Source organism: Streptomyces sp. NPDC058964 (assembly GCF_042741275.1).
GTDB lineage: Bacteria > Actinomycetota > Actinomycetes > Streptomycetales > Streptomycetaceae > Streptomyces.
This window is the reverse complement of sequence record NZ_JBHYKH010000163.1, coordinates 1-17,027: the sequence shown is the minus strand read 5'-3', so window position 1 is coordinate 17,027 and position 17,027 is coordinate 1. Positions and strand designations below refer to the sequence as shown.

The window sequence follows — 17,027 nt, the reverse complement described above, 5'->3', positions numbered from 1 at the left end:
GGATGGTGCGGCGCAGCGGCCGGGCGCCGTACTCCGGCTGGTGGCCGCGTTCCGCGATCCAGCCGACGGCCGCGTCCGTGAACTCGACCGTGATGTCCTGGGCCTGCAGCAGCCGACGGGTGCGCTCCAGCAGCAGGTCGGTGATCTGCCGCAGCTGCTCGGCGGAGAGCTGCCGGAAGACGACGATCTCGTCGATGCGGTTGAGGAACTCCGGCCGGAAGTGGTCGCGCAGCGGCCGCAGGATCCGCTCGCGCCGTGCCTCCTCGTCGGCCTTCTCGCCGGCCGGCCCGAACCCGACGCCGGCGCCTCGCCGGGTGATCACGTCGGAGCCGAGGTTGCTGGTCATCACGATGACCGTGTTGGTGAAGTCCACGGTGCGGCCCTGCGAGTCGGTGAGCCGCCCGTCGTCCAGGACCTGCAGCAGGATGTTGAAGACGTCCGGGTGCGCCTTCTCCACCTCGTCGAGCAGGAGCAGCGAGTACGGATGCCGCCGCACCACCTCGGTGAGCTGACCGGCCTCCTCGTGGCCCACGTACCCGGGCGGCGCGCCGACCAGGCGGGAGACGGTGTGCCGCTCCTGGTACTCGCTCATGTCCAGCCGGACCATCCGGTCCTCGCTGCCGAAGAGCGCCTCGGCCAGCGCGCGGGCCAGCTCGGTCTTGCCGACACCGGTCGGACCGAGGAACAGGAAGCTGCCGATCGGCCGGTCGGGACTGGCCAGCCCGGCACGGGAGCGCAGCACTGCCTCGGCCACCACGGCCACCGCCTCGTCCTGCCCGATCACCCGCTGACGGAGATGCTGCTCCAGCCCGAGCAGCCGCTCCTTCTCCTCCTGGGTGAGACGGCTGACCGGGATGTGGGTCAGCCGGGACACCACCTCGGCGATGGCCTCGGCCGTCACCTCCAGGTGCTGTCCCTCGTCGGCCTCCTCGTCGCCGCTGGTCTCGGTGATCCGCTGCTTGAGCTCGCCGATGCGGTCGCGCAGCTGCGTGGCCTGCTCGTACTGCTCGTCCGCGACCGCCTGGTCCTTGTCGCAGGTGAGCTGCGCGAGTTCGCGCTCCATGGCGCGCACGTCCGTGCCCTTCGTCCGGGCGCCCAGCCGCACCCGGGCTCCGGCCTGGTCGATCAGGTCGATGGCCTTGTCCGGCAGCCTGCGGTCGGTGAGGTACCGGTCGGACAGCTCCACGGCGGCCACCAGGGCCTCGTCGGTGTAGCGGACCTGGTGGTGGGCCTCGTAGCGGTCGCGCAGCCCGCGCAGGATCTCGATGGTGTCCTCGGAGGTCGGCTCCGGCACCAGCACCGGCTGGAAGCGGCGGGCCAGCGCCGCGTCCTTCTCGATCCGGCGGAACTCCTCCAGCGTGGTCGCGCCCACGACGTGCAGCTCGCCGCGCGCCAGGGCGGGCTTGAGGATGTTGCCCGCGTCCATCGCCCCGCCCTCGCCGCCCGCGCCGGCGCCGACGACGGTGTGCAGCTCGTCGATGAAGACGACCAGCTCGTCGGAGTGGTCGCGGATCTCGTTGACGATGTTGTTCAGACGCTCCTCGAAGTCCCCGCGGAAGCGGGTTCCCGCGACCACGCCGGTCAGGTCCAGCGCGACCACGCGGCGGCCGGTGAGCACGTCCGGCACGTCTTCGTCGGCGATCCGCTGGGCGAGCCCCTCCACGATCGCGGTCTTGCCGACACCCGCGTCACCGATCAGCACCGGGTTGTTCTTGCCGCGCCGGGAGAGCACCTCGATGGTCTGCTCGATCTCCTCGTCGCGCCCGATGACCGGGTCGATGCGTCCCTCCCGGGCCTGTTCGGTCAGGTCCCGGCCGTACTTGTCCAGGGTCGGCGTCGTCGTCGGCCGCTGCCGCTCGGCTCCGGGGCGGGCCCGGTCGGTCTCGGGTGCGTCGGACGATCTGCCGGTGGCCGCGAAGTGGGCGGCGCCCAGGATGTGCCCGGCGGCCGAGTCGGGGTTCGCGGCCAGCGCGCTCAGCACGTGCTCGGGGCCGATGTACCCGGCGCCGCTCGACCGTGCCAGGTCGTGCGCGTCCAGCAGGGCCCGTTTGACGGCCGGGGTCAGCGAGAGGGAGGTCGGCTGCGGGACCTCGCCCGGCGGGTGCTGGACCGGACCGGACCGCTCGTCGATCTCCGTGGCGAGGGAGTCCGGGTCCGTGCCCGCGCGGCTGAGCAGACTCCGGGTGGGCTCGGCGGAGAGGGCCGCGCGCAACAGGTGCTGGGTGTCCAGGTCCCGGCTGCCGTGCTCGGCGGCGTACTGGGCGGCGCCCCGCACGAGCTCCCTCGCCGGCTGGCTCAGCATGCGGCCTATGTCGATGTGGCGAGGGTTGTGCTGGGGGCCGCCTCCGCCGAGGAAGCGGGACAGGAAATCACCGAAGGGGTCGGGAGGGTAGCCGTCGGTCATGACGTTCCGTTCCTTTGGTGCTGGTTCATAACACCTTGGCACGGATGGCCCGCGAAGGCACGTGCGGGGCGTCTGCCCCTGAAGACTTCCCGACCGGGGCCTTCGCGCCGGGCCTCAGGACGGCTGCCGTGCCGTGAGGATCCGGGGGCCCGCGTCCGTGATCGCCACCGTGTGCTCGGCGTGGGCCGCCCGCGAGCCGTCGCTCGTCCTGAGCGTCCAGCCGTCCGCGGCCGCGTAGTAGCCGTCGGTCCCGCCTGCGATGAGCATCGGCTCTATCGCCAGGACCATCCCGTGCCGCAGGCGAAGGCCACGACCCGGCCGGCCCTCGTTGGGCACCGGGGGGTCCTCGTGCATGCGGCGGCCCACGCCGTGCCCTCCGAAGCCGTCCGGGACGCCGTAACCGGCCTCCCGGCACACCGAGCCGATCGCATGGGCGATGTCCCCGACGCGGTTGCCGACGACGGCGGCCGCGATGCCGGCCGCCAGCGCCCGCTCGGCGGTGCCGATCAGGCGCCTGTCCGCCGGGCGCGGCCTGCCCACGGTGAAACTGATCGCCGAGTCGCCGACCCAGCCGTCCAGTGCGGCGCCGCAGTCGACGGAGACCAGGTCGCCGTCGCGCAGACGGTAGCGCCCCGGGATGCCGTGGACGATCGCGTCGTTGACGGAGGCGCAGATCACGGCGGGGAACGGGGTCGGGGCGAAGGAGGGGCGGTAGCCGAGGAACGGCGAGGAGGCCCCGGCCTCGCGCAGCACCTCGCGCGCCACCCGGTCCAGTTCGAGCAGGGAGACGCCGACGTCCGCGGCCTCCCGCACGGCGGTCAGGGCGCGACCGACGACCTGGCCCGCGGCGTGCATCGCGTCGATCGACGCGTCTGTCTTGAGTTCCACCATGCCAATTACTATACCGGTATTAGAATAACGGCATGGTGCGCACCCCTCTCACTCCCGAAGAACGCGAACGCGGCGAGCGGCTCGGCCGGCTGCTGCGCGAGGCCCGTGGCGGCCGGAGCATGGCGGAGGTCGCGGCCGAGGCCGGGATCTCCGCCGAGACGCTCCGCAAGATCGAGACGGGGCGGGCCCCGACTCCGGCCTTCTTCACGGTGGCCGCGCTGGCGCGAGCCCTCGGGCTGTCGATGGACAAGCTCGCGGAGCGTTGCGAGCCGGTCGCGGCCTGATGTCAATCGGTCTCGATAGCGCGCGCATCGGTCAAGATCGCGCAATGAGGCTCCCGCGCTCCCACTGAAAACTCCCTGTAGCAGCGCCGTAACACGACTGGTGTTGCCTACGGAACCGGAGTGCTCCGGTCTGGGGGGAGTTGGGCGATGACTGTTGATCAACTCCCCGGTCGGATGCGGGAGTTCACGAACTACCTGGACGGTCTGCTGGCGCGTCTGGACCAGGGTGGCGGCTGGTGCGGGGTGTTCTGGCAGCGTGACCCGGACGGCATGCGGGCCTGTATCGAGGGCCGTGAGGTGCCCCCCTGGGACGTGGTGGAGGCGCTGCTCCAGGACCTGGCGGCGACGTACGGCGCCGATGCCGCCGGCCGGGAGGCGGAAGGGGCCCGGACGCTGCACGCGGCCGCCCTCGCCGCGTACGACGCCCGGCCGGGCGGCCGGGACGCCCTGGGGGACCAGCTCGACGTCATGCTCCGCGAGCAGCGGTACGCGGCCGAACGGCAGGCGGAACTGGCCCGGTCGCTCGCGGTCGCGACCACCCGGGAGGAGGCCGAGGGCATCCGCGTCGACCTCGCCTGGGCCCAGGACGACCACGAGCGGGCGACGGCGCGGTGCGCGGAACTCCGTTCCCGCATGGCCGAGTCGGACCGGCGCGGGGCCGGCGGCCCGGCCCCCGCCGCCGGGCCCGCCCCCGCCAAGCCCCGCAAACGCCGCCGCGGCAGTGCCCGCTTCGCCGGGATGACCGAGGACGGCGCCGCCCCCGCGGTCGTACCGCAGGACCCCGTTCCGGCGTCGCCCGCTCCCGCAGCGCGCCGCACCCCGCGAGGGGCCCGGTTCGCCGGGGCCGCCGAGCCGACGGAGCGGCCGGAGCCGCAGGTGGCGCAGCCGGACGCGGCGGCGGACCGCGCGGTGGCCGGGGCCGTGGAGACGCTCGAACGGCTGCGCGGCGAGGGCCGCAGCGGCGAGGCGCACGCCCTGCTGGCCGAGATCGCCCACTGGCCCGTCGCCCGCCTCCCGCTGCTCGCCGCGGGGCTGCAGGGCGCCGGGCTGGGCGCAGACTGGGCGACCCTGCTCTGGGAGGCCGCCTCGCTGCCCGCCGACCGCCTGGTGGCGGCATCCGACGCACTGGTCGCGGCCGGCCGCGCCGCCGACGGCCGGCAGATCCTGCGGCAGGGCGTCGTGCGGCCCGCCGGCCAGATCGGTGAGGCGGTGCTGGGGCTGGCCGCCGAAAGGCGGACCCGCGAGGTGCGCGCCCTCCTCGACGCGTACGTCCGCGTCCGCACCCCCGAAGAGGCGGCCCGCAGCGCCGCCCCGGACCCGCAGCGCCTGGTACCACTCCTCCTGGAGGCCGCCCGCGGCGTGTCGGAAGAGCGTCACTGGGACCTCGTCCACGCCCTGCGTGTGGCCGGTTTCGGCGTCTGACCGGCGCGCCGGATCACCCACAGGAGTGTGAAACGTGATCGACTCAGCGGGTTGACGACAATGGTCTTGGCAAGGCCGTCCCCGAGGCTTACGTTCGACCCTCTACGACCTGCGTCTACGGGCGTAGAGGCTCTGACGTCCCGCCGAAGGAGCAGCTCATGGCCAACGTCGTACGTGCCGCCCTGGTCCAGGCCACCTGGACCGGCGACACCGAGTCCATGGTGGCGAAGCACGAGGAGCACGCCCGCGAGGCGGCCCGCCGGGGTGCCAAGGTCATCGGATTTCAGGAAGTCTTCAACGCCCCCTACTTCTGTCAGGTCCAGGAGCCGGAGCACTACCGCTGGGCCGAGCCGGTTCCCGACGGGCCGACCGTGCGCCGCATGCGGGACCTCGCCCGGGAGACCGGCATGGTGATCGTCGTCCCGGTCTTCGAGGTCGAGCAGTCCGGCTTCTACTACAACACCGCGGCCGTGATCGACGCCGACGGCACCTTCCTCGGCAAGTACCGCAAGCACCACATCCCCCAGGTCAAGGGCTTCTGGGAGAAGTACTACTTCAAGCCCGGCAACGCCGGCTGGCCGGTCTTCGACACCGCCGTGGGCAAGGTCGGCGTCTACATCTGCTACGACCGCCACTTCCCGGAGGGCTGGCGGCAACTCGGCCTCAACGGCGCGCAGCTGGTGTACAACCCGTCGGCCACCTCACGGGGGCTCTCCGCCCATCTGTGGCAGCTGGAGCAGCCGGCCGCCGCCGTGGCCAACGAGTACTTCGTCGCCGCCATCAACCGGGTCGGGCAGGAGGAGTACGGCGACAACGACTTCTACGGGACGAGCTACTTCGTCGACCCGCGCGGGCAGTTCGTGGGCGAGGTCGCCAGCGACAAGGCCGAGGAACTCGTCGTCCGGGACCTCGACTTCGACCTGATCGAACAGGTGCGGCAGCAGTGGGCGTTCTACCGCGACCGGCGCCCCGACGCGTACGAAGGGCTGGTGCAGCCGTGAACGACTTGTACGACCGCCACCGCCAGGTGCTCCCCGACTGGCTCGCCCTCTACTACGAGGACCCCCTCGAGATCACCCACGGCGAGGGCCGCCACGTCTGGGACGCCGACGGCAACCGGTACCTCGACTTCTTCGGCGGCATCCTCACCACGATGACCGCGCACGCGCTGCCCGAGGTGACGAAGGCGGTGAGCGAGCAGGCCGGGCGGATCCTGCACTCCTCCACCCTCTACCTCAACCGGCCGATGGTCGAACTCGCCGAACGCATCGCCAAGTTGAGCGGCATCCCGGACGCCCGTGTCTTCTTCACCACCTCCGGCACGGAGGCCAACGACACCGCCCTGCTGCTCGCGACCACCTACCGGCGGACCAACACGGTCCTGGCCATGCGCAACAGCTATCACGGCCGCTCCTTCAGCGCGGTCGGCATCACCGGCAACCGCGGCTGGTCACCGACCGCGCTGTCCCCGCTCCAGACGCTCTACGTCCACGGAGGCGTGCGCACCCGGGGCCCGTTCGCCGAGCTGAACGACACCGGGTTCATCGCGGCCTGCGTGGCGGACCTGAGGGACCTGCTCGGCCACACCCGTCCTCCGGCGGCGCTGATCGCCGAACCCATCCAGGGCGTCGGCGGCTTCACCTCGCCGCCCGACGGCCTGTACGCGGCCTTCCGTGAGGTCCTGCGCGAGCACGGCGCCCTGTGGATCTCGGACGAGGTGCAGACCGGCTGGGGCCGCACCGGAGACCACTTCTGGGGCTGGCAGGCGCACGGCCGCGGCGGGCCGCCGGACATGCTCACCTTCGCCAAGGGCATCGGCAACGGCGCGTCCATCGGCGGCGTCGTCGCCCGCGCCGAGATCATGAACTGCCTGGACGCCAACAGCATCTCGACGTTCGGCGGCACCCAGATCACCATGGCCGCGGGACTCGCCAACCTCACCTACCTCCTCGAACACGACCTCCAGGGCAACGCCCGGCGCGTCGGCGGACTGCTCATCGAACGGCTGCGGGCCGTCGCCGCGCAGTTGCCGGGCGTCCGCGAGGTGCGCGGGCGCGGGCTGATGATCGGCGTCGAACTGGTGAGACCCGGGACCGACGAGGCCGACCCGCGGGCCGCGTCCGCGGTCCTGGAGGCGGCCCGTGAGGGCGGGCTCCTCATCGGAAAGGGCGGCGGGCACAACACCAGTGCCCTGCGCATCGCACCGCCGATGTCGCTGACCGTCGCGGAGGCCGAGGAGGGCGCCGCGATCCTCGAACGCGCTCTGAGGAGCACCTACTAGGCAAGAGGTTGAGCATGGCCACCACCTTGGAGCCCCGGGGGTTCACGGAGGCTCCGGAACCCGTGCTGTCGGTCCGTCAGATCCTGGCCCTGGAACGGGTGCTGGCCGGTGAGCCCGAGGTGGTGGCCGGCGCCGGGCAGCTCGACCGGCCCGTGCGCTGGGTCCACGTAGCCGAGGCCGCCGACGTCGGAGTGATGCTCAGCGGCGGCGAGATGGTCCTCACCACGGGTGTGCTGCTCGCCGGCGACGAGGGCAAGCAGGCCGAGTACATCCAGTCGCTGCACCGCGCGGAGGCCGCGGCCGTCGTCCTGGGCCTCGGCCGGGCCTTCCCGGCCCCGCCGGATGTGATGCGCCGGGCGGCCGAGCGGTGCGGGCTGCCCATGGTCGTCCTGCACCGGCCGTTCCCGTTCGCCGAGTTGACCGAGGAGGTGCAGTCCCGGCTGGTACGGCGGAAGTTCGCGGCCGTCAGCCTCTCGGAGTCCGTACGGACGGCCCTGACCGGGCTCATCACCGCGGGTGCCCCGCTGCAGCGGCTGCTCGACGAGGTGACCCAGCACAGCGGCTGTCCGGTCGTGGTCACCAACCTCGCCCACCGGGTCCTGGCCACGGCGGGGGAGCGGTCCGCCGTGGACGACGTGCTGCGGGACTGGGAGCGCATCGCCCGGCAGGCGGGCGGCAGCGAGGGTGACGGGTGGATCCGGGCCGAGCTCGGCGGGCGCGGGGAGCGGTGGGGCCGGATCGTGCTGTGCGGGTACCGGGGCGACACCGCCACCGGGCGGCTGCTCGCCGACCGGGCCGCCGAGGCGCTCGTCCTGCACCGCATGCTCGCCGGCGGCTCCGCCCACACCTGGGAGGAACAGTCGGCGCAGAGCCTGCTGACCGACCTGGTCTCCGGTGTCGTACCGGCCAGACAGCTGCTGCCGCGGGCCCGGGCGGCCGGACTGCCGGTCAACCGGCGGGCCTTCGTGCCCCTGGTCGTACGGGACGGCGAGCCCGCCCAACTCGAGCGTGTCCTGCGGCTGCTGGGGCTGCCCGGACTCGTCGCCGAACTCGCCGACGGTGCCACCGCCGTCCTGCTCAGCCTCGCCCGCGACCAGGACGCGGCGGCGCTCGCGGCGCACTTCGCGACGCGGCTGCGGGCCGAGTCCGCAGTGGCCCGCACGGTCGTCGCCGCGGCCGACCCGCGCACGGTGTGGGACGAGGTCCCCGCCGGGCTCCGCGAGGCCCAGCACGTCGCGGACGCCGTCGCCGATTCCCCGGACGCCCTGTGCCTGCCCGCCGTCGTACGCCTCAAGGACGTGCATCTGCGCGGCCTGATACGGCTGCTGCGGGACGACCCGCATGTGCAGTCCTTCGCGGAGCGGGAACTGGACGGCCTGCTGTGCGACCCGGGCCAGGACCTGCTGGACGTACTGCGCACGTATCTGGCGACCGGCCGCAACAAGTCCCGTACCGCCCAGCTCCACCACGTCTCCCGGCCCGCGCTCTACCGCCGCCTGGAGGCGATACAGACCCGGCTCGGCGTCGACCTCGACGACTTCGAGCAGGCGGCCTCGGTGCACATCGCGCTCCTCGCGCATGATGCGCAACAGCAGTGAAACATGCGACGACCTGGGAAAACGGCGGTGAAACATGGGCCGGCCAATGCGTGACACCGTGACACGCCGAACGCCCGCAGACGTGACACGATGCAACTCAAAGCGCGGATCCGGACTTTCTAGTCTCCTCCCACACCGAGTGACCGGAGGTCCCGATGAGCAGAGTGATCCGCGCCGCCGTCTTCCAGACGGCCTGGACCGGCGACAAGGAATCGATGATCCAGGTACACGAGCAGGCGGCCCGCGACGCGGCCGCGCAGGGTGCTCGGGTCCTGTGCTTCCAAGAGCTGTTCTACGGGCCCTACTTCTGCCAGGTCCAGGACAAGGCCTTCTACGAGTACGCCGAGCGGATCCCGGACGGCCCGATCGTCAAACGCTTCCAGGCCCTGGCCAGGGAACTGGGAATCGTCCTCGTCCTGCCCATGTACGAGGAGGAGCAGCCCGGCGTCCTGTACAACACCGCCGCCGTGATCGACGCGGACGGCTCGTACCTCGGCAAGTACCGCAAGCACCACATCCCGCAGGTCCCGGGATTCTGGGAGAAGTTCTACTTCCGCCCGGGGAACAGCGGCTGGCCCGTCTTCGAGACCGCCGTCGGCCGGATCGGCGTCTACATCTGCTACGACCGCCACTTCCCGGAGGGCTGGCGTGCCCTGGGCCTGGAGGGCGCCGAGATCGTCTTCAACCCGTCGGCCACCTCGCGCGGTCTGTCCCGCTACCTGTGGCAGCTGGAGCAGCCCGCGGCGGCCGTCGCCAACGAGTACTTCGTGGGCGCCATCAACCGGGTCGGCGTGGAGGACCTGGGCGACAACGACTTCTACGGGACGAGCTACTTCGTCGACCCGGAGGCCCAGTTCGTCGGCGAGGTGGCGAGCGACAAGGAGACCGAACTCGTGGTCCGCGACCTGGACCTGGCCAAGCTGCGCGAGGTACGCGACCGCTGGCAGTTCTACCGGGACCGCCGTCCCGACGCGTACGCCCCGCTGACCGCCCCGTAACCGGCCGGCACCGCCGTCGGCCCGGCGCACGGGGACCGGGCCGGCGGCCCCTACCGATCCGCACCACACCAGTGTTGAACACGGCAGGAGAGGGAGAATGAGCAGCCGTACCGTCATCCGCGGCGGTCTCGTCATCACCGCGTCCGACGAGATCCACGCCGACGTCCTGATCGAGGACGGCCGAATCGCCGCCCTCGTCGCCTCCGGCACCCCGGCCGCCGGGGCCTTCACCGCCGAGCGAAGCGAGACGGGGGCACCCCCGTCCGAAGGGTGGGGGAGGGTCATCGACGCCACCGGGAAGTACGTCATCCCGGGCGGGGTCGACGCGCACACCCACATGGAGCTGCCCTTCGGCGGCACCTACGCCGCCGACACCTTCGAGACCGGTACCCGGGCCGCCGCCTGGGGCGGTACGACCACGATCGTCGACTTCGCCGTGCAGAGCGTCGGCCACACCCTGCGCGAGGGCCTCGACGCCTGGCACGCCAAGGCCGAGGGCAACTGTGCGGTCGACTACGGCTTCCACATGATCGTCTCGGACGTCAACCAGGAGACGCTCAAGGAGATGGACCTCCTCGTCGAGGAGGGCATCACGTCCTTCAAGCAGTTCATGGCCTACCCCGGCGTCTTCTACAGCGACGACGGCCAGATCCTGCGCGCCATGCAGCGCTCCGCCGAGAACGGCGGCCTGATCATGATGCACGCCGAGAACGGCATCGCGATCGACGTCCTGGTCGAACAGGCCCTGGCCCGCGGGGAGACCGACCCGCGCCACCACGGGGAGGTGCGCAAGGCGCTGCTGGAGGCCGAGGCCACCCACCGCGCGATCAGGCTCGCCCAGGTCGCCGGCGCACCGCTGTACGTCGTCCACGTCTCGGCCACGGAGGCGGTCGCCGAACTGGCCAGGGCGCGCGACGAGGGGCTGAACGTCTTCGGCGAGACCTGCCCGCAGTACCTGTTCCTGTCCACGGACAACCTGGCCGAGCCCGACTTCGAGGGCGCCAAATACGTGTGCAGCACACCACTGCGCCCCAAGGAGCACCAGGCCGCGCTGTGGAAGGGCCTGCGGACCAACGACCTGCAGGTCGTCTCCACCGACCACTGCCCCTTCTGCTTCGTGGGCCAGAAGGAGCTCGGCCGGGGCGACTTCTCCAAGATCCCCAACGGACTGCCCGGCGTCGAGAACCGCATGGACCTGCTCCACCAGGCCGTCGTCGACGGGCACATCTCCCGCCGCCGCTGGATCGAGATCGCCTGCGCGACCCCGGCGCGGATGTTCGGGATGTACCCGAAGAAGGGCACCATCGCCCCGGGCGCCGACGCCGACGTCGTCATCTACGACCCGCACGCCGAGCAGGTCATGTCCGCCGAGACGCACCACATGAACGTCGACTACTCGGCGTACGAGGGCAGGCGCGTCACCGGCCGCGTCGAGACCGTGCTCTCGCGCGGCGAACCCGTCATCACCGAGCGGGAGTACACCGGACGCGCGGGTCACGGCGTCTTCACCCCGCGCTCCACCTGTCAGTACCTCAACTAGGAGTGGCGCCCATGGACTTCGGACTCGTCCTGCAGACCGATCCGCCGGCCTCCCGCGTCATCAGCCTGATGAAACGGGCCGAGCGCAACGGCTTCACGTACGGCTGGACCTTCGACTCCGCCGTGCTGTGGCAGGAGCCGTTCGTGATCTACAGCCAGATCCTCGCCAACACCACGAAGCTGACGGTCGGCCCCATGGTCACCAACCCGGGCACCCGTACCTGGGAGGTCACCGCCTCCACCTTCGCCACCCTCAACGACATGTTCGGCAACCGCACGGTCTGCGGCATCGGCCGCGGCGACTCGGCGATGCGGGTGGCCGGCCGCAAGCCCAACACCCTTGCCCGCATAAGCGAGGCCATGAAGGTCATCCGTGCCCTGGGCAGGGGCGAGGAGGCCGATCTCGGCGGCACGGTGGTGAAGTTCCCGTGGATCAGGCCGGGCGCCGAGGTCCCCGTGTGGATGGCCGCGTACGGGCCCAAGGCACTGAAGATGACCGGTGAGGAGGCCGACGGCTTCATCCTCCAGCTGTCCGACCTCTATCTGACCGAGTACATGGTCAAGGCCGTGAAGGACGCCGCCGTGGCGGCCGGGCGCGATCCGTCCGAGGTGAAGATCTGCGTCGCCGCCCCGGCATACGTCACCGAGGACGACTCGCCCGAGGCGCTGGCCCACGCCCGCGACCAGTGCCGCTGGTTCGGCGGAATGGTCGGCAACCACGTGGCCGACCTGGTCGCCAAGTACGGCGAGCACTCCGCGCAGGTTCCCGACGAACTCACCGAGTACATCAAGGCCCGTGAGGGGTACGACTACTCCCACCACGGGCGCAGCGGGAATCCCGACACCGAGTTCGTGCCCGACGAGATCGTCGACCGCTTCTGTGTCATCGGTACGCCCGAGATGCACGTCGAGAAGCTCGGTGCCCTGCGCGAGATGGGCGTCGACCAGTTCGCGGTGTACGACATGCACGACGCCCAGGAGGCCACCATCGACGCGTACGGGTCCCGGGTGATCCCGGCCGTCAACGGCTGACCTTCCCGTCCCCTCCCCTCCCCATCGATCTCCCCCTTCCCGCCGTCCCGGGAAGGGGGCCAGGGCGCTCTCCGCGCACCCCCCGCAGGAGCCACCCGCACGGCCTCTTCGTCCCACCTCAGTGATTGGCCTGCCCATGACCGACACCGCTCCCACGGCCATACCGCCGACCTCTCAAGTCACCCTCGCCGACGGCCGGGTGGAGATCGCCCCTGGTTCGCCGCAGCCCAGCGGCCCGTACGCCAACGAGGACCTGCTCCCGGTCCCCGCCGCCAAGCGCACCTGGACCACGTACAACTTCTCCGCGCTGTGGGTCGGCATGGCTCACAACACGGCCTCCTGGACGCTGGCCTCCGGGCTCATCGCGGTGGGCATGGACTGGAAGCAGGCCGTGTTCACCATCGCCCTGGCCAACCTGATCGTGCTCGTCCCGATGCTGCTCACCGGGCACGCGGGCCCGAAGTACGGCATCCCCTTCCCGGTCTTCGCCCGCGCCAGCTTCGGGGTCCGCGGCGCCAACCTCCCCGCTGTCGTGCGGGCGTTGGTGGCGTGCGGCTGGTTCGGCATCCAGACCTGGATCGGCGGTGAGGCGATCTACTTCCTGGCCGGCAAGCTGATCGGCGACAGCTGGACCGACGCCGGCACGATCGGCGGCTACGCCTGGACCATGTGGCTGTCGTTCGTGATCTTCTGGGCGATCCAGGTCGCCGTCATCTACCGGGGCATGGAGACGATCCGCCGCTTCGAGAACTGGGCGGCGCCCTTCGTGCTCGTCGGCGCGTTCGTGATGCTGGTGTGGATGAGCGACAAGGCGGGCGGCCTCGGTCCGCTCTTCGACCAGCCCTCCAGGCTCGGCTGGGGCGGGGACTTCTGGAAGCTGTTCTGGCCGTCCCTCATGGGCATGATCGGCTTCTGGTCCACGCTGTCCCTCAACATCCCGGACTTCACCCGTTACGGGAGGAGCCAGAAGGCGCAGACCTGGGGCCAGGCCCTCGGTCTGCCGACGACCATGACGCTGTTCGCCTTCCTGTCCGTGCTGGTCACGTCCGGCTCGCAGGCGGTGTACGGCAGGCCGATCTGGGACCCGGTCCAGTTGGCCGCGCGGACCGACAACGTGGTGGGCCTGCTCTACGCGCTGGTGACCGTGCTGGTGGCGACCCTGTCCGTGAACATCGCGGCCAACCTGGTCTCGCCCGCGTTCGACTTCTCCAACATCGCGCCCCGGAAGGTCAGTTTCCGCACCGGCGCCCTCGTCACCTGTGTCCTCGGTGTGCTGATCTTCCCGTGGAAGCTCTACTCGGACCCGCAGGGCTACATCTTCACCTGGCTCGGCCTGGTCGGCGGCCTGCTCGGCACCGTCGCGGGCATCCTCATCGCCGACTACTGGATCCTGCGCCGCACCCGCCTCGACCTCGCCGACCTGTACCGCACGGGCGGCCGCTACTGGTACGACGGCGGCTGGAACTGGCGGGCGGTCGTGGCCTTCCTGGCGGGCGGTGTGCTGGCCGTCGGCGGCGCCAGTTTCAAGCCGCTGATCGACGGCAGACCCATCCCGGCGCTGTCCTCCCTGGCCGACTACGGCTGGGCGGTCGGCCTGGGCACGTCGCTGCTGGTGTACCTGGCGCTGACACTGCTGACCGGCCGGAGGGAGGAGACCGCGGCCGTCTGACGGCGCAAGGACCGGCACGGAGGGCGGTCAGCCCTGATGACCGCCCTCGAGTGCCGCCGCGGCGTCCTTGGCGGCCTTGATGGCGCCCTTGTTGATCACGTCCGCGCTGGGCGCCTTCTTCGTCTCGAAGTCACTGCCGTTGTAGGTCACGACGACGAGCGCGTTGGAGACGCGGGCGATCACCACGCCCTCACGCGTCTGCTGCTTGTCCTCGGTGGTCACGTTCACCACGGAATAGGCGGAGCTGCCGAGGCCCGGGACATCTCCTCCGCCGCTCTTCTCGGTGGTGCGCTCCTTGTATTCCTTCTGTGCCGTTTCATCCGAGTTGGTGATCTCGAATGAGACGTCGAGCCAGCGGTAGTCGTACCCCTTGAGTGCGTTCCAGGAGCAGGTGCGGCGCAGCTTCGTGTCCGTCGAGGGGATCTCCTTGCCGGCCGTCTTGGCGCCCGGCACCAGGGAGGTGATGGTCTTCACCGCCACGCTGCCACAGGGCGCGGGGGCGGCGGCGTACGTCTTCGACACCGCCGTCGACGAGGGCGCGGAGGCCGACTGGACGGGCGCCTTCCGGTCCGCCTGGTGATCGGCGGCCGGCGCGGGCGCGAACGGACCGGACACCAGTGCCCAGCCGGCCGTGGCGAGCACGGCGACCGGCGACAGGCGCGCGGTCAGAGCGAGCGGCAGAGGAAGATCACGCACAGGCGCACTTCTCGTGGGGGACGGCGTGCGGAGGGAGTCCACACTGCGGACGGGACGACAGTGTCACACGAGTAGCTGTGAGGCGGTAGTGCAAACTCGCTCCGTGCCTGCGCGGTGACGGTGGAGTGTTGTTGACGGCCCGTGCGCCCCGGCCTGCGCGGCCGGGGGCAGGCGAGCGCGAGCCGTCCCCCGGGCCGCACCGCACGCGCCGGGCTGCCGAACGAGGCCGTGCGATCCGCGAAGAACATGACCCCGCCCCGGCCGACGGCGACGTCGTATCAGGCGGGCGCGATCCAGGAGCCGTTCCAGGCCTCCGGCGGACGGGGGTCGGCGACCGGAGTCACGACGCTTCCTGCGTGACCCGTGCGGCAAAGGCGCTCTCGATACGGTCCACGGCCGCGAACGCACCGTACGCGACGAGGTGCACCAGGCAGTGGTCGGTGTGCTGCGGCCCCCGCCAGGCCGTCACGTCCTCTTCCGTGATGCGGTACGGCGCCAGGGCCGCGAGCAGCGCCAGACGCGCGCCCGGACGGCGGGCCCGGTCCGGCAGGGCGGACCAGGACAGCGGCGGGTGCGCTCCGTCCCAGGAACGCACGGCCTCGAGCACGAGGGTGCGGTCCTCGGCGTCCAGGAGGCCGGCGCCCGCCGCGGCGGCCGTGCGCAGTGCCGCGTAGGCAGGCCCCACGGCCGTCCCCGCCGCCCAGCCGGGACCGGGACCGGGGTCGTCGAGCAGCGGGAGCGCGGCACCGGGGCGGGCGGTGCGGCGCACGGTCCCGGCCATCGTCCGGCCCGCCAGACTCCGTACCGGACGCAGCCGCTGCGCGTTGCACGGGAGCAGTTTCTCGGTCAGCAGGGCCGATACGACGCGGTTGATGAAGTGGAACGCCAGGGCGGTGCCCAGATAGGCGGGCGCGTGCTCCCGCGGGAACGGGAACGGCTCCAGGCCGGCGCCCGGGACACGGGTGCGCCGCCCCCATTCCAGCACGCGTGCGTGCCCCTCGTTCTCGGGTGTCTCCCCCCGGGCCAGACGCTCGGCGAGCGCGTGGTCCCCCGTGGCGTGCAGCAGCACGGTGTGCGCGTCCACGCAGAAGGGACACCGGTTGGCGAGCGAGACCCCGAGGGCGGCCAGCTCCTTGCCGGTGCGGCCGCCGGGGCCCGCGATGAGTGACTCCCGCATCAACGCCCAGACGGGCGCCATGAGTTCGGGAGCCGACGACAGGACGACGAAGGTGGGGGGCCGGTCGATGCCGAAGTCCAGGGCGAGTTGCTCGTACACCTCGGCGACACGGCCCGTGGCGGACCTGGGCGACGGGGGCTGGGTGAACCGGAAGGGTGAGGACATGGACAGCAGCGTGCTCCGCGGGGGCGCCCCTGTCGTCGTACGGCCGAAGGCAGCCGGCGCTGCGCCGACCGGGTCCGGCGGCGCGGCGGACTACTGCCCGGGGAGTAGTCCCGGATCCGTCCACAGGGCCGATGCCGCGGCCGGCGGGGCCGTCTAGTGTGCGGGCATGGACGGGCGATCGGTCACACGCAGACGTCTCGCCGACGCGACCCTCGCGGTCGTGGTCGGCGCGCTGACCATGACCGCGGCTGCGTTCGACCCCGGTACGACGGCCGCCGACCACGCCCTCCTCGGGGCGGGCTGCGTGGCCCTGGGGTTCTACCGCGCCGTGCCGCGCGCGGTGCTGGCCGTGACGACGGCGGCCGGCACGGCGTACGTCCTGCACTCCCACCCCGGGCCGCTCTCGGCCCTGCCCGTGCTCGGCGCCGTGCACACGGCCGCGCGCGCCGGGCACCGGGGCCTCGCGGCCGCGGCGAGCGCGGTGTTCCTCGCCGGATACGTGGCGACGGACCCGGGCACCCGGGCCGTGGCCGAGCGCGCCGCGCTGCTCGCGGGCTGGTTCCTGTGCGCGGTGGTGACGGGCCTGGCCGACCGCAACTGGCAGGCCTATCTGCGCCAGACGGAACAGCGCGCCCTGGAGGCGGAGCGCACCAGGGAGGAGGCGGCACTGCGCCGGGCCGGCGAGGAACGCCTGCGCATCGCGAGGGAGTTGCACGACTCGCTCACGCACAGCATCTCCATCGTCAAACTCCAGGCGGGCGTCGCCGTGCATCTGGCGCGCAAGCGCGGCGAGGAGGTGCCGCCCGCGCTGCTCGCCATCCAGGAGGCGAGCGGTGAGGCCATGCGGGAACTGCGCGCCACGCTCGAGGTG

14 protein-coding genes are annotated in these 17,027 nt (G+C 71.8%); 10 read left to right on the top strand and 4 right to left on the bottom strand.

Going from position 1 to position 17,027, the window contains the following annotated elements:
- Together ACFW2E_RS21075 and map are read right to left on the bottom strand one after the other, a co-directional pair.
- The coding region (locus tag ACFW2E_RS21075; protein WP_384468564.1) for an ATP-dependent Clp protease ATP-binding subunit at positions 1-2,404 on the bottom strand (2,404 nt) is incomplete at its 3' end.
- 114 nt (positions 2,405-2,518) lie between these two features.
- Entirely contained in the window at positions 2,519-3,295 is a 777-nt protein-coding gene (gene map, locus ACFW2E_RS21070) for a type I methionyl aminopeptidase (protein WP_384468562.1), read from the bottom strand.
- A gap of 32 nt (positions 3,296-3,327) precedes the next feature.
- On the opposite strand from map, the gene ACFW2E_RS21065 reads away from it, so the two are divergent.
- The 9 genes from ACFW2E_RS21065 to ACFW2E_RS21025 all read left to right on the top strand — a co-directional run bounded on the left by ACFW2E_RS21065 (position 3,328) and on the right by ACFW2E_RS21025 (position 14,118).
- On the top strand, positions 3,328-3,579 hold the full coding sequence (locus tag ACFW2E_RS21065) for a helix-turn-helix domain-containing protein (protein WP_384468560.1): 252 nt from the start codon (positions 3,328-3,330) through the stop codon (positions 3,577-3,579).
- Between the two features lie 147 nt (positions 3,580-3,726).
- Entirely contained in the window at positions 3,727-5,001 is a 1,275-nt protein-coding gene (locus ACFW2E_RS21060; RefSeq protein WP_384468558.1) for a hypothetical protein, read from the top strand.
- 158 nt (positions 5,002-5,159) lie between these two features.
- Entirely contained in the window at positions 5,160-6,002 is an 843-nt protein-coding gene (locus ACFW2E_RS21055; RefSeq protein ID WP_384468556.1) for a nitrilase-related carbon-nitrogen hydrolase, read from the top strand.
- Positions 5,999-7,282, top strand: a complete 1,284-nt coding sequence (locus tag ACFW2E_RS21050; RefSeq protein WP_384468554.1) for an aspartate aminotransferase family protein — start codon at positions 5,999-6,001, stop codon at positions 7,280-7,282. Before ACFW2E_RS21055 ends, ACFW2E_RS21050 begins: the two co-directional genes overlap by 4 nt.
- 14 nt (positions 7,283-7,296) lie before the next feature.
- Complete coding sequence (locus tag ACFW2E_RS21045; RefSeq protein ID WP_384468552.1) at positions 7,297-8,880, top strand: PucR family transcriptional regulator; 1,584 nt, start codon at positions 7,297-7,299, stop codon at positions 8,878-8,880.
- Positions 8,881-9,035: 155 nt separating this feature from the next.
- Complete coding sequence (locus ACFW2E_RS21040) at positions 9,036-9,878, top strand: nitrilase-related carbon-nitrogen hydrolase (protein WP_384468550.1); 843 nt, start codon at positions 9,036-9,038, stop codon at positions 9,876-9,878.
- Positions 9,879-9,975: 97 nt separating this feature from the next.
- Positions 9,976-11,418, top strand: a complete 1,443-nt coding sequence (hydA, locus tag ACFW2E_RS21035; RefSeq protein ID WP_384468548.1) for a dihydropyrimidinase — start codon at positions 9,976-9,978, stop codon at positions 11,416-11,418.
- Between the two features lie 11 nt (positions 11,419-11,429).
- Entirely contained in the window at positions 11,430-12,449 is a 1,020-nt protein-coding gene (locus ACFW2E_RS21030; RefSeq protein ID WP_384468546.1) for a TIGR03842 family LLM class F420-dependent oxidoreductase, read from the top strand.
- A gap of 136 nt (positions 12,450-12,585) precedes the next feature.
- On the top strand, positions 12,586-14,118 hold the full coding sequence (locus tag ACFW2E_RS21025) for an NCS1 family nucleobase:cation symporter-1 (RefSeq protein ID WP_384468544.1): 1,533 nt from the start codon (positions 12,586-12,588) through the stop codon (positions 14,116-14,118).
- A gap of 27 nt (positions 14,119-14,145) precedes the next feature.
- On the opposite strand, the gene ACFW2E_RS21020 is transcribed toward ACFW2E_RS21025, so the two are convergent.
- Both ACFW2E_RS21020 and ACFW2E_RS21015 read right to left on the bottom strand, forming a co-directional pair.
- Complete coding sequence (locus ACFW2E_RS21020; protein ID WP_384468542.1) at positions 14,146-14,814, bottom strand: hypothetical protein; 669 nt, start codon at positions 14,812-14,814, stop codon at positions 14,146-14,148.
- Between the two features lie 340 nt (positions 14,815-15,154).
- Positions 15,155-16,156, bottom strand: a complete 1,002-nt coding sequence (locus tag ACFW2E_RS21015; RefSeq protein ID WP_384468540.1) for a carboxymuconolactone decarboxylase family protein — start codon at positions 16,154-16,156, stop codon at positions 15,155-15,157.
- Between the two features lie 166 nt (positions 16,157-16,322).
- On the opposite strand from ACFW2E_RS21015, the gene ACFW2E_RS21010 reads away from it, so the two are divergent.
- A partial coding sequence (locus ACFW2E_RS21010; RefSeq protein WP_384468538.1) for a histidine kinase occupies positions 16,323-17,027 on the top strand: 705 nt, incomplete at its 3' end.

Bases quoted from the DNA above. Each gene is read 5' to 3' on its own strand.
- map (WP_384468562.1), bottom strand. From the start codon at position 3,295: ATGGTGGAACTCAAGACAGACGCGTCGATCGACGCGATGCACGCCGCG.
- ACFW2E_RS21065 (WP_384468560.1), top strand. From the start codon at position 3,328: ATGGTGCGCACCCCTCTCACTCCCGAAGAACGCGAACGCGGCGAGCGG.
- ACFW2E_RS21060 (WP_384468558.1), top strand. From the start codon at position 3,727: ATGACTGTTGATCAACTCCCCGGTCGGATGCGGGAGTTCACGAACTAC.
- ACFW2E_RS21055 (WP_384468556.1), top strand. From the start codon at position 5,160: ATGGCCAACGTCGTACGTGCCGCCCTGGTCCAGGCCACCTGGACCGGC.
- ACFW2E_RS21045 (WP_384468552.1), top strand. From the start codon at position 7,297: ATGGCCACCACCTTGGAGCCCCGGGGGTTCACGGAGGCTCCGGAACCC.
- ACFW2E_RS21040 (WP_384468550.1), top strand. From the start codon at position 9,036: ATGAGCAGAGTGATCCGCGCCGCCGTCTTCCAGACGGCCTGGACCGGC.
- hydA (WP_384468548.1), top strand. From the start codon at position 9,976: ATGAGCAGCCGTACCGTCATCCGCGGCGGTCTCGTCATCACCGCGTCC.
- ACFW2E_RS21030 (WP_384468546.1), top strand. From the start codon at position 11,430: ATGGACTTCGGACTCGTCCTGCAGACCGATCCGCCGGCCTCCCGCGTC.
- ACFW2E_RS21025 (WP_384468544.1), top strand. From the start codon at position 12,586: ATGACCGACACCGCTCCCACGGCCATACCGCCGACCTCTCAAGTCACC.
- ACFW2E_RS21015 (WP_384468540.1), bottom strand. From the start codon at position 16,156: ATGTCCTCACCCTTCCGGTTCACCCAGCCCCCGTCGCCCAGGTCCGCC.